At 69.8% G+C, this 11,829-nt stretch carries 13 protein-coding genes; 3 read left to right on the forward strand and 10 right to left on the reverse strand.

Annotation, left to right across the window (positions count from 1 at the left end; translation table 11 throughout):
* Window positions 1–27: 27 nt before the first annotated feature.
* The 3 genes from ACW5E8_RS09275 to ACW5E8_RS09285 form a co-directional block, all read right to left on the reverse strand.
* The gene (locus ACW5E8_RS09275) at window positions 28–606 is read right to left on the reverse strand and encodes a nucleoside deaminase (protein ID WP_456965155.1); all 579 of its coding nucleotides are present in this window, start codon (window positions 604–606) and stop codon (window positions 28–30) included.
* A complete protein-coding gene (locus ACW5E8_RS09280) occupies window positions 603–1,004 on the reverse strand; it encodes a hypothetical protein (RefSeq protein WP_456965156.1) in 402 nt (133 codons plus the stop codon). The genes ACW5E8_RS09275 and ACW5E8_RS09280 overlap by 4 nt, the downstream gene beginning before the upstream one ends.
* Before the next feature lie 86 nt (window positions 1,005–1,090).
* Entirely contained in the window at window positions 1,091–2,845 is a 1,755-nt protein-coding gene (locus tag ACW5E8_RS09285) for a glutamine--tRNA ligase/YqeY domain fusion protein (protein WP_456965157.1), read from the reverse strand.
* An 81-nt stretch (window positions 2,846–2,926) separates the two neighbouring features.
* On the opposite strand from ACW5E8_RS09285, the gene msrA reads away from it, so the two are divergent.
* Window positions 2,927–3,553 (forward strand): peptide-methionine (S)-S-oxide reductase MsrA, encoded by a 627-nt coding sequence (gene msrA, locus ACW5E8_RS09290; RefSeq protein ID WP_456965158.1) that lies wholly within the window; start codon window positions 2,927–2,929, stop codon window positions 3,551–3,553.
* A 40-nt stretch (window positions 3,554–3,593) separates the two neighbouring features.
* On the opposite strand, the gene ACW5E8_RS09295 is transcribed toward msrA, so the two are convergent.
* From ACW5E8_RS09295 to ahpC, 3 genes are all read right to left on the reverse strand, one after another.
* Window positions 3,594–4,547: a LysR substrate-binding domain-containing protein gene (locus ACW5E8_RS09295; RefSeq protein ID WP_456965159.1), complete on the reverse strand. Its 954-nt coding sequence runs from the start codon at window positions 4,545–4,547 to the stop codon at window positions 3,594–3,596.
* A gap of 29 nt (window positions 4,548–4,576) precedes the next feature.
* Window positions 4,577–6,163 (reverse strand): alkyl hydroperoxide reductase subunit F, encoded by a 1,587-nt coding sequence (gene ahpF, locus ACW5E8_RS09300; RefSeq protein ID WP_456965160.1) that lies wholly within the window; start codon window positions 6,161–6,163, stop codon window positions 4,577–4,579.
* A gap of 212 nt (window positions 6,164–6,375) precedes the next feature.
* Window positions 6,376–6,936, reverse strand: a complete 561-nt coding sequence (ahpC, locus tag ACW5E8_RS09305) for an alkyl hydroperoxide reductase subunit C (protein ID WP_456965161.1) — start codon at window positions 6,934–6,936, stop codon at window positions 6,376–6,378.
* Between the two features lie 123 nt (window positions 6,937–7,059).
* Here ahpC and prmC point away from each other — a divergent pair, with 123 nt between their 5' ends.
* Window positions 7,060–7,899, forward strand: coding sequence for a peptide chain release factor N(5)-glutamine methyltransferase (prmC, locus tag ACW5E8_RS09310; RefSeq protein ID WP_456965162.1), 840 nt, complete (start codon window positions 7,060–7,062; stop codon window positions 7,897–7,899).
* 52 nt (window positions 7,900–7,951) lie between these two features.
* Window positions 7,952–8,893 (forward strand): prolyl aminopeptidase, encoded by a 942-nt coding sequence (gene pip, locus ACW5E8_RS09315; protein WP_456965163.1) that lies wholly within the window; start codon window positions 7,952–7,954, stop codon window positions 8,891–8,893.
* Window positions 8,894–8,897: 4 nt separating this feature from the next.
* Here pip and yczE read toward each other — a convergent pair whose 3' ends face one another.
* From yczE to ACW5E8_RS09335, 4 genes are all read right to left on the reverse strand, one after another.
* Window positions 8,898–9,506: a membrane protein YczE gene (yczE, locus tag ACW5E8_RS09320; RefSeq protein WP_456965164.1), complete on the reverse strand. Its 609-nt coding sequence runs from the start codon at window positions 9,504–9,506 to the stop codon at window positions 8,898–8,900.
* A gap of 99 nt (window positions 9,507–9,605) precedes the next feature.
* Entirely contained in the window at window positions 9,606–10,172 is a 567-nt protein-coding gene (locus tag ACW5E8_RS09325) for an NUDIX hydrolase (RefSeq protein ID WP_456965165.1), read from the reverse strand.
* 9 nt (window positions 10,173–10,181) lie between these two features.
* Complete coding sequence (locus ACW5E8_RS09330; protein ID WP_456965166.1) at window positions 10,182–11,114, reverse strand: 5'-3' exonuclease; 933 nt, start codon at window positions 11,112–11,114, stop codon at window positions 10,182–10,184.
* Entirely contained in the window at window positions 11,111–11,713 is a 603-nt protein-coding gene (locus ACW5E8_RS09335) for a nitroreductase family protein (protein ID WP_456965286.1), read from the reverse strand. Before ACW5E8_RS09335 ends, ACW5E8_RS09330 begins: the two co-directional genes overlap by 4 nt.
* Window positions 11,714–11,829 lie beyond the last annotated feature (116 nt).

The following is an 11,829-nucleotide window of genomic DNA, read 5'->3' on the forward strand; positions in this document are numbered from 1 at the left end:
CCGTTGCGTGGACCCGGGCGCGAGGCATCAGTAGCGCTGGCCGCCGCTGCTGCCGTAGCGGGCCAGGACCTCGCGCGCCTGGTCGCGGGCGACGTCGCGCACGAGCTCGATGCCGCGGCGGGCGAGTTCGCCGGGCCAGTCCTGCGGGAGCGGACCCTCGTCGAACTCGGTGAGCTCGTGCACGTCGTCGGAGCGGGCGCCGATCAACAGGCGGTCGACGCCGGCCCAGATGGTGGCGCCATAGCACTGGCAGCAGGGCTGCGCCGAGGTGGCCAGGGTGTAGGGGCCGCAGGGCCGGTCCTGGTCGTCGACGTTGATGCGCGCCCGCCCCAGGGACTGCTGGGCCAGCATGTAGGCCATGTTTTCGGCGTGCGCCAGCGAGGTCGACTGCGGCAGCACGACGTTGACGCCGGCGGCGACCACGCGGTCGTCGGGGCCGAACACCACCGCGCCGAACGGCCCGCCGGTGGCCTCGTCGATATTGCGTGCGGCGAGCGCGATCGCGAGCGACACCTTGTCGGCATCGCTGGCATAGGCGCGGTCGCGGTCGACAGCGCCATGCACCCATTCCGGGAGCTGCAGGTGGACGCGTGCGGGCAGGCTCATTCCAGCAAGCCCTCCGAAGCCTTCGGCTCGCAGGTGTTGGCGACGCAGGCGCAGGCTTCGATCTCCTCGAAGCCGCACACGCCGGCCATGCCCGACTCCGCGCAGGCAGCCTGCACGGCCGCCGGATCAGGCTCTGCAGCGGTGTTCACGCAAGCGGGGGAGTAGCCGCAGCAGCTGCCCACGTTCTTCACCGTGCAGTCGGAATCGACGCGGCAGCTGCGGTCGAGGTCGGGCACGCCTGCAACGGCCGGGCGCGCTGGCTCCGTCGGCATCGGCGTCGCGGGCAGCGGGTTGCTCATGGGCGGCGCCGGTACGGCCGTGTCGGGCTGCGGGGCCGCGCAAGCCGCAAGGCAAAGCGCGAGCAGGGCGATGGATGCGGACTGGATGATCTGGCGCATGGCGCTCTCCGTGTCTCGTGTCGTGGGGTGCGGGCATGGTAGCCCCGCCCCGCGTAGCGCCGGGGGAAGGCCGGCGCGGTTGGATCTCAGGCCCTGGCAGCCCAGGTGTCGCGCAGGGTCACGCTGCGGTTGAACACCGGTGCGTTGCCGCGATGGTCGCGGCGGTCGGCGACGAAATAGCCCAGGCGCTCGAACTGGAACGCGTGCTCGGGCGCCACGTCGGCGGCCGCCGGTTCGAGGTAGCCGCATACCGACATCCGCGAATCCGGGTTGATGTGGTCGCGGTAGGTGAGGCCGCTGCTCTCGTCGTCCGGGTCCGGCACCGAGAACAGGCGGTCGTAGAGCCGCACTTCCGCCTCGACCGCGCGCGCTGCACCGACCCAGTGGATCGTGCCCTTGACCTTGCGGTTGGCGCCTTCCATGCCGGGCCGGGATTCGGGATCCAGCGTGGCGCGAAGTTCCACCACCTGTCCGTCCGCGTCCTTGACCACCTCGTCGCAGCGCACGATGCCGGCGCCGCGCAGGCGGACCTCGCCACCAGGCACCAGGCGCTTCCAGCCCTTCGGCGGGACTTCGGCGAAATCGTCGCGCTCGATCCAGAGTTCGCGCGAGAACGGCACCTCGCGCTCGCCGAAGGATTCGTCCTTCGGGTGGTTGGGGAAGCGCAGCGTCTCTTCGTGGCCTTCGGGCAGGTTGGCCAGCACCATCTTCAGCGGCGCCACCACCGCCATGCGGCGCGGTGCGCGTGCATCGAGGTCCTCGCGCAGCGCGCCTTCCAGCACCGAGAAGTCGATCATCGAGTTCTGCTTGCTGATGCCCACCCGGTCCACGAACAGGCGCAGCGCGCCGGGGGTGTAGCCGCGGCGTCGCAGACCCTGCAGCGTGTACATGCGCGGGTCGTCCCAGCCGTCCACCAGGCCCTCGGCGACGAGCTGGGTGAGCTTGCGCTTGCTCATCACCGTGTAGTTGATGTTGAGGCGCGAGAATTCGATCTGCCGCGGCTTCGCGGCCTCGATCGGCAGGCCCCTGTCCTGCAGCGGCGCCAGCAGCTCCGGATGGCCGGCAAGGTCCACCCTGTCCACGCACCAGTCGTACAGCGGCCGGTGGTCTTCGAACTCCAGGGTGCACAGGGAGTGGGTGATGCCTTCCACCGCGTCGCCCAGGGCGTGCGCGAAGTCGTACATCGGGTAGATCGGCCAGGCGTCGCCGGTGTTCTGGTGCGGGACCTTCTTGATCCGGTAGATGGCCGGGTCGCGCATGTTGATGTTGCCGCTGCCCATGTCGATCTTCGCGCGCAGGGTGCGCGCGCCGTCATCGAACTCGCCCGCGCGCATGCGGCGGAACAGGTCCAGGTTCTCGCCGACGCCGCGGTTGCGGTACGGCGACTCGCGTCCGGGCTCGGTCAGGCTGCCGCGGTAGGTGCGCACCTCGTCGGCCGACAGGTCGCAGACGAAGGCGTCGCCCTGCCGGATCAGCTTTTCGGCGGCCAGGTAGAACACTTCGAAGTAGTCCGAGGCGTGGCGCAGGCTGGCCCAGTCGAAGCCCAGCCAGCGCACGTCGTCCTGGATCGCCTGCACGAACTCCGGATCTTCCTTCGCCGGGTTGGTGTCGTCGAAGCGCAGGTTGCAGCGGCCGCCGAACTCCTCGGCGATGCCGAAGTCCAAGCAGATCGCCTTGGCATGCCCGATGTGCAGGTAGCCGTTGGGCTCGGGCGGGAAGCGCGTGCGGATGGCGTCGTGCTTGCCGCTGGCGAGGTCCTTGCGGACGATCTGGCGGATGAAATCCTGCTTCTCGGCGGGCGCCGGCGCGGCGTCGGCCGCAGTGGGGGTGGGCTCGGTCATGCGGTCTTCACGGGTGCGGGCGCGGGCCTGCGCCATGGACCGGGCAGTGTAGCCGAGCCGGCGCGCGCACGGCTTGAACCCGTGCCCCCGAGCGCCCACGATCAATGCATTCCTTTTCGAGCACCCGCCATGTGCCTGTCCAACGTCCATCATGTCCACGGCCGTCCCCTGCAGGGCGAATTCCCCGGCATGCAGCGGGTGGTGTTCGGCATGGGCTGCTTCTGGGGCGCCGAACGCCTGTTCTGGACGCTTCCGGGCGTGGAGACGACGGCCGTGGGCTATGCGGGCGGTGATGCGCCGGCGCCAGGCTATCGCGAGGTCTGCAGCGGCCGCACCGGCCACGCCGAGGTGGTGCTGGTGGTGTACGACCCCGAGCAGGTCGGGTTCGATGCGCTGTTGGCCCGTTTCTGGGAAGGGCACGACCCGACCCAGGGCATGCGCCAGGGCAACGACATCGGCAGCCAGTATCGCTCGGTCCTGCACTGCCACACGGCGGCGCAGCACGACGCCGTGCTGGCCAGCCGGGATGCCTACCAGCTGCGGCTGTCCGCCGCGGGTCTTGGCGCGATCACCACCGAAATCGTGTTCCCGGCACCGGCCTTCCACTACGCGGAAGAGGAACACCAGCAATACCTGTCGAAGAACCCCGCCGGCTATTGCGGCCTCGGTGGCACCGGCGTCAGCTGCCAGGTACCCGCCGCAACCTGACCCTGTTCCGCAGGCGGGGAAGCGCGTCGCAGGGGCGCGACTAGACGCCGGGAGCGCCCGGGACGTACATCGGCGCGGTGCTCTCGCGCACCGTCGGCAGCAGCAGGTCCGGGGGCAGTTCGCGCATCACCTGCGCCAGTTCCTGGAGGAAGGCGGTCATCGCCGTGCTCCTGCGCCAGGCCATCGCGATGCGGCGGCTGGGCGGCGGGTCGCGGAACGACACCAGCTCGATGCTCTGCGAGCGCGCGACCGGTGGCTTCACGGCCAGCATCGGCAGCAGGGTGACGCCAACGTGTGCGGCGACCATCTGCCGCAGGGTCTCGAGGCTCGTGGCCTGGAACTCGCCCTTTTCGGAGGCGCCCGCCAGGTGGCAGACGTCGAGCGCCTGGTCGCGCATGCAGTGGCCGTCCGCGAGCAGCAGCAGGCGTTCGTCGGCCAGGTCGTCGAGCGACAGCGGGCCTTCGCCCGCCAACCGGTGCGCCTCGGGAACGGCCAGCACGAAGGGCTCTTCGAACAGGAACTCCAGGTGCAGCTGGTCGTCGCTGATCGGCAGCGCGAGCAGGGCCGCGTCCAGCCGGCCCTGCTGCAGGCGTTCCAGCAGGACGTCGCTCTTTTCCTCGACCAGCAGCAGCTCGAGTTCCGGGAAGCGCGCGCGGATCGCCGGCACCACGTGCGGCAGCAGGTAGGGCCCAAGCGTCGGGAACAGGCCCAGGGTCACCTTGCCCGCTTCCGGATCCTGGCTGCGGCGCGCAGCCTCGCGCATCTCTTCGACGTCGGCCACGATCCGCCGCGCGCGCGTGGCGACGTCGCGCCCCGCGGGCGTGAGCATCACGTTGCGCGGCGCGCGCTCCACCAGCGGCACGCCCAGTTCCTCCTCCAGCTTGCGGATCTGGGTGGAAAGCGTGGGCTGGCTGACGAAGCTCGCCGCCGCCGCGCGCCCGAAGTGCAGGTGCTCGGCGAGGGCGATGAAGTAGCTCAGGTCGCGCAGGTTCATGGTGATGCCCCTTCCGCGGGCGGTGCGGCTCAGGCCTCGGCCGTCGCCGCCTCCGCCTTCGGGCTGCTGGTGCGGATCAGGTGGTCGAACGCGCTGAGCGCGGCCTTGGCGCCTTCGCCCATGGCGATGACGATCTGCTTGTAGGGCACCGTGGTGGCGTCGCCGGCGGCGAACACGCCCGGTAGCGAGGTGCGCGCGGCGTTGTCGACCACGATCTCGCCACGCGGGCTGAGTTCGATCGCGCCCTTGAGCCATTCGGTGTTGGGAAGCAGCCCGATCTGCACGAACACGCCCTCCAGCTCCACCCGATGGGAATCGCCGCCGACGCGGTCGCGGTAGACCAGGCCGTTGACGCGCTTGCCGTCCCCGAGCACCTCGGTGGTCTGGGCCGACGTGATGATGCGGACGTTCGACAGGCTGCGCAGCTTGCGCTGCAGCACTTCGTCCGCGCGCAGCTTGCCGTCGAATTCGACCAGGGTGACATGGCCGACGATGCCGGCAAGGTCGATGGCCGCTTCCACGCCGGAGTTGCCGCCGCCGATCACCGCCACGCGCTTGCCCTTGAACAAGGGGCCGTCGCAGTGCGGGCAATAGGCCACGCCCTTGTTGCGGTACTGGTCCTCGCCGGGGACGCCCATCTGCCGCCAGCGCGCGCCGGTGGCGAGCACCACGCTGCGGCCGCGGACGGAGGCGCCGCTCTCGAGTTCGATGGTGGTGATGCCGTCTTCATCCTGCGTCAGCGCCTTGGCGCGCTGCAGGTTCATGATGTCGACGTCGTACTGGCGCACGTGCGCCTCGAGCTGCGCCGCCAGGCGCGGGCCCTCGGTTTCCTGCACCGAGATGAAGTTCTCGATCGACATGGTGTCGAGCACCTGGCCGCCGAAGCGCTCCGAGGCGACGCCCGTGGCGATACCCTTGCGCGCGGCGTAGACCGCGGCCGCGGCGCCGGCGGGACCGCCGCCCACGACCAGCACGTCGAACACGTCCTTCTTCGCGATCGCCGCGGCGTCGCGCTTCGCGGCGCCGGTGTCGAGCCTGGCCACGATCTGCTCCAGGCTCATGCGGCCCTGGTCGAAGACCTCGCCGTTGAGGAACACGGTCGGCACCGACATCACTTCGCGCGCCTCGACCTCGTCCTGGAACAGGGCGCCGTCGATGGCGACGTGATGGATGTTCGGGTTCAGCACCGCCGCCAGGTTCAGCGCCTGGACCACGTCCGGGCAGTTCTGGCAGGACAGCGAGAAATAGGTTTCGAAGCGGTAGTCGCCCTCGAGGTTGCGCACCTGCTCGAGCAGCTCCGGCGCGGACTTCGACGGATGTCCGCCGACCTGCAGCAGGGCCAGCACGAGCGAGGTGAACTCGTGGCCCATCGGCAGGCCCGCGAAGCGCAGGTCGATGTCGTGGCCGGGCGATGTCACGGCGAAGGAGGGCTTGCGCTGGGCGTCGTCGCGCGACACCTCGACCGTCACCTTGTCCGACAGCGCGCGGATGTCTTCCAGCAGCTCCAGCATCTCGGCCGAGTTGGCGCCGTCGTCGACGCTGGCCACCAGCACCACCGGGCGCTGCAGGCGCTCGAGATAGGCCTTGAGCTGGGTCTTGAGATCGTCTTCGAGCATGGGGAACTCCTGGTAAACGGCAAGGCGGGGGCCTGCGTCCCGTCGTCGACGGGTCGCCACCGGCGTGGGGATGGACCGCAGGCCGCGCCGTGGCACGGACTCCGGTCCAGCCCCACCCCCACTGGAAGCGGGGATGGGCTGGGTCTTGCGACTGTGGGAGCGGCCATGGCCGCGATCGCCGCTATAGCGGCTCCCACAAGGGCGGGAAGTGCTTAGATCTTGCCGACCAGGTCCAGCGACGGCTTCAGGGTCTTCTCGCCTTCCTTCCACTTGGCGGGGCAGACCTCGCCCGGGTGGGCGGCGACGTACTGGGCGGCCTTGACCTTGCGCAGCAGTTCCAGCGCGTCACGGCCGATGCCCTCGGCGGTGATCTCGATCGACTGGATCACGCCCTCGGGGTCGACGATGAAGGTGCCGCGGTCGGCCAGGCCGGACGGACGCAGGATCTCGAAGCCGCGCGAGATCTCGTGGGTCGGGTCGCCGATCATCGGATACTGGATCTTGCCGATCGCGTCCGAGGTGTCGTGCCAGGCCTTGTGCGAGAAATGGGTATCGGTCGACACGCTGTAGATCTCGACGCCGAGCTTCTTGAACTCGTCGTAGTTGATCGCCAGGTCCTCGAGCTCCGTCGGGCAGACGAAGGTGAAGTCGGCCGGGTAGAACACGAACACGGACCACTTGCCCTTCAGGTTGGCGCTGTCGACTTCAACGAACTCGCCGTTGTGGTACGCGGTGGCCTGGAACGGCTTGATTTCGGTATTGATGACGGACATGGAATCCTCGCGGGTGTGGGGAGTGGGTTGAGACAACCGGCGTCTGCCGGACGAAGAGAATGTTAGGTCTGGCCTATCAATTCGTAAAGTGAATTGTACTTATCCAATCGATAGACAAAAACTATGAATAGTGAACACAGCGTCTCGGAATGCCTCATCGAAGCGCGGGAACGTATCCCGGCGGACGAGGCTGCGCTGCTGCTGCTGCACGTGCTGGATCGTCAGCACGCGTGGCTGTTCGCCCATGGGGACGCGGTGGTGGCGCCAGGGGCCGGGGTCCGCTTCCAGGCCCTGGTCGCGCGCCGGTCCGCGGGCGAGCCGGTCGCCTACCTCCTCGGCCGGCGCGGTTTCTGGACCCTGGACCTGGCCGTCACGCCGGACACCCTGATCCCGCGCCCCGAAACTGAATTGCTGGTCGAGCAGGCGCTGGCCCGGCTGGATCCCGGGACGCCGGCGCGAGTCGCCGACCTCGGCACCGGCAGCGGCGCGATCGCGCTGGCCATTGCCAGCGAGCGGCCGCTGGCGCAGGTGATCGCGACCGACCGCAGCGACGCCGCGCTGGCGGTGGCGCGCGGCAACGCGGCCACGCATGGCCTGGACGGTCGCGTCGAGTTCCGCGCCGGCGACTGGTTCGTGCCGGTGGCGGGGGAGCGCTTCCACCTCGTGGCCAGCAATCCTCCCTATATCGCCGAGGACGATCCGCATCTCGGGCAGGGCGACCTGCGGCACGAGCCGCACGCCGCGCTGGCGTCCGGACCCGACGGCCTGGATGCGATCCGGGTCATCGTCGCGGCGGCGCCGGCGCACCTGGTCGCGGGCGGCTGGCTGCTGCTCGAGCACGGTTTCGACCAAGGCCCGGCGGTGCGCGCGCTGCTGCGGGCGAGGGGGTTCGACGGGGTGGCGACCGTGTGCGACCTCGAGGGCCGCGACCGGGTCAGCCTCGGGCGCAGGGCCGCGGTGTGATCGGGAGCGGCTGCTAGACTGGCCGCGTATCTCCGTACGAGGCCGTATCTGCATGCGCACGCTGTATCCCGAGATCGAACCCTTCGACACCGGCACGCTCCGCGTCGACGATCGGCATGTCCTGTACTACGAGCAGTGCGGCAATCCCGACGGCAAGCCGGTGGTGATGCTGCACGGCGGTCCCGGCGGCGGCTGCACCGACAAGATGCGTCGCTTCCACGATCCGGCGAAGTACCGCATCGTGCTGTTCGACCAGCGCGGCTCGGGCCGCTCGACGCCGCACGCCGATCTCGTCGACAACACCACGTGGCACCTGGTCGAGGACATCGAACGCCTGCGCGAATACCTCGGCATCGATTGCTGGCAGGTGTTCGGCGGGTCCTGGGGCTCGACCTTGGCCCTGGCCTACGCCCAGGCGCACCCGAAGCAGGTCACCGGACTGATCCTGCGGGGCATCTTCATGCTGCGCCGCTGGGAGCTGGAATGGTTCTACCAGGAGGGCGCGTCGCGCCTGTTCCCGGAAGCCTGGCAGCACTACATCGCGGCCATTCCCGAAAGCGAGCGCGGCGACCTGATCGCGGCCTTCCACCGCCGCCTGACCTCCGAGGACGAGGCCACCCGCCTTGCCGCGGCGCGCGCCTGGAGCGTGTGGGAGGCGGCCACCAGCTTCCTGCACATCGACCCGGGCTTCATGGCCGACCACGAAGACCCGCAGTTCGCGCTGGCCTTCGCGCGGATCGAAAACCACTACTTCACCAACGCCGGCTTCTTCGAGTGCGACGACCAGCTGCTGCGCGACGCCTATCGCATGGTCGACATCCCCGGCGTCATCGTGCACGGCCGCTACGACGTGGTCTGTCCGATCCAGAACGCCTGGGACCTGCACCAGGTCTGGCCAAAGGCCGAGCTGGTGGTGACGCCGGCATCAGGTCATTCGGCGTTCGAGCCGGAGACCGTCGACGCGCTGGTGCAGGCGACCGACCGCTTCGCCTGACGCGCTACGTCGCTTCCGCCGCGCACGGACGCGCGGGGCGGTTGAACAGCAACAGCATCCACTGGATCAGCGGGCCGATCGCCAGCGCGTAGGCCAGGGTGCCCAGGCCAAGGCTGCCGCCCAGCAGGAACCCGACCAGCAGCACGCCGCCTTCGATCAGGGTGCGGACCAGCCGCACGGACCACCCTGTTCGCCGTGCCAGGCCGGTCATCAGGCCGTCGCGCGGGCCGGGGCCGAAGCGCGCGCCGATGTAGGCTGCGGTCGCTGCGCCGTTGAGGACGATGCCGCCGACGAGCAGCGCGATGCGCTGTGGCAGGGTCATGTCGGCCAGCGCGCCGCCGATCCAGGCCATGGCGGCATCGAACACCAGGCCGATCACGATCACGTTGCAGACGGTCCCGAAGCCGGGGCGCTGGCGGATCGGGATCCACGCCAGCAGTACGGCGAAGCCGACCGCGATCGCCACCCTGCCCATCGGCCAGTCGCCCTGCAGCGCGATGCCCTGGTGCAGCACGTCCCAGGGCATCACCCCGAGGCCGGCCTGGACCAGCAGCACCATCGACAGGCCGTAGGCGACCAGGCCCAGGAACAGTTGGATCAGCCGGCGAGGCATGTGCAGCCCATGGAAGCGCGGCCGGTCAGTGTAGGCGTGGTGGTCCGGCGCAACGACGTGCGGATGGAACGATGTGTGGTGCGTGGCGACTGCCGCGGCTCAGGCTTTCGTGCCGTCCGGGTTGTGTTCGATCATCCACAGCCCGGCCCAGAGCTTGAGGTCGAGTTCGAAACCTTCCTCGTACTTCTGCATCAGCCAGGCCGGCGCGGTGGCGCGCGGAATGGCGTGGACGGTGATCGCCTCGTCGTCGACGCCGCCGCCGTCGCCGACCTTGCGCAGGTCCAGCGCACGGGCGAAGGCGATGCGTTCGTTGCTCATGCCCGATGAGGTCGGCCCCACCAGCAGCACGTCGATGCGTCCCGCGTCCCAGCCGGTTTCCTCGATCAGCTCGCGGCGCGCCGCGGACTCCAGGGTGTCGTCGCTGAAGTCGTCGCCGACGAGGCCGGCGGGCATCTCGATCGTGCGCGCGCCCAGCGGCACGCGGTACTGCTCGACGAAGAGCACGTGGTCGTCGGGGGTCACCGCGATCACCAGCACCGCAAGGCCATCCTTGCCGTGGGTGCGTTCGCAGGATTCCCACTGGCCGCGCTTGACCATGCGCAGCCATTCGCCTTCGTAGAGGAGTTCGGGTTCGTTCGTGGCGTGTTTGCGGCTGTCGTTGTGCATGTTCCGATCCTAACTCCGCCCGGCGACGAGTGTGCTGCCTTCGGCGAAGCTCTCCAGCCGGCGGCGGGTCATCGGGCCGAAGCCCACGGCATCGGCGAACGCGGCGAGGGTGCCGGCCTCGGCCGCCGCGCGCACGAATGGCGGCATGGCGTCGAGCAGCGGCGCATCGCAGGCGATCGTCGACAGCTGGCGGTAGAGCAATACCTGTTCGCGGTGCTCGCGCAGCCGCACGGCGACCGTGGCCGCGCCGCGCAGTCGCAGGAAGGCCACTTCGTCCATGCGTTCGAGCAGGGCGTCGAGGCTGCCGAAGTGTCCCAGCAGCACCGCCGCGGTCTTGCTGCCGACGCCGGGCACGCCGGGGATGTTGTCGACGGCATCACCGCACAGCGCCAGGTAGTCGGCGATCTGGTGTGCGTGCACGCCATGGCGCGCCTTGACCCCGGCTGCGCCCCAGCGCTGGCCGCGGGCGTAGTCCCACTGCTCGTCGTGGACCTCGAGCAGCTGGGACAGGTCCTTGTCCGCGGACACGATCACGCCCCGGAAGCCGTCACTGCGCGCCGCCACCAGCGCTGCGCCGATCAGGTCGTCGGCCTCGTATTCGCGATGCGCCAGCACCGGCAGCCCGAGCGCGGCGCACAGCGCCTTGCAGTAGGCGAACTGGCGCTTCAGCTCGGCCGGCGCGGGGTCGCGATTGGCCTTGTAGGCGGGGTACAGCGCGTTGCGGAAACAGGAGTCCAGGGCTTCGTCGAACGCGATGGCGATGTGCCGGGGGCGCTCGCGCTCGAGCAGGTCGAGCAGGAAGCGGACGAAGCCGTGCACCGCGTTGGTCGGCCAGCCGTCGGCATCGTGGAAGCCGTCGGCCGGCATCGAATGCCAGGCGCGGAACACGTACAGGCTGGCGTCGACCAGGTACAGCGGCGGCGCGGGAGCAGGCAGGCTCACGCCGGCGGCACCCACTCGACCAGCAGCGCGGCGGGATCGGGGCGCGGGCGTTCGGGCGCCTCGATGGTCGGGGTGCCGATGTGGATGAAGCCGGCCACGCTCTCATGCGTGCCGAGGCCCAGCAGCGCGTGCACCGCCGGGTCGTAGGCCGGCCAGCCCGTCAGCCAGGTGGCGCCGAAGCCGAGTCCCTGCGCGGCCTGCAGCAGGGCGAAGCAGGCGCAGCCGGCGCTGAGCAGACGCTCCTGTCCGGGGATCGCGGCGTCGTCGGGATCGAGCACGGTCACGACCACGAGCACCAGTGGTGCATGCGAGAAACGGGCGCGGTCCTTGTCGATGGCGGCCGCGCCGGCATCCGGCTTGAGTTCCAGGCCGCGCGCCGCGATTGCGTCGCCCAGCGCGTGCCGCGCTTCGCCGGTGATCGACAGGAAACGGAACGGCACCCGCTTGCCGTGGTCGGGAACGCGCACCGCCGAGGCCAGCATGCGCTGGAGCTCGGATGCGGTCGGGCCGGGCTCGGCGAGCGCCCTCGCGGGCACCGAGCGCCGGGCATCCAGGGCGGCCAGGCCGGCTTGGGCGGTGGAGGTTGGGCTATTTGCGATTGCAGTCACAGACGTCGAAGGCTCCATTCAGGGATGGTATGCGTGGGTGCATCCCCCAGCACCGGACGCATCCCCGATGATCGCAGAAGAACCCCGCGCCTACCCAACCTTCCAAA

It is taken from the genome of Luteimonas sp. A649 (assembly GCF_054072735.1).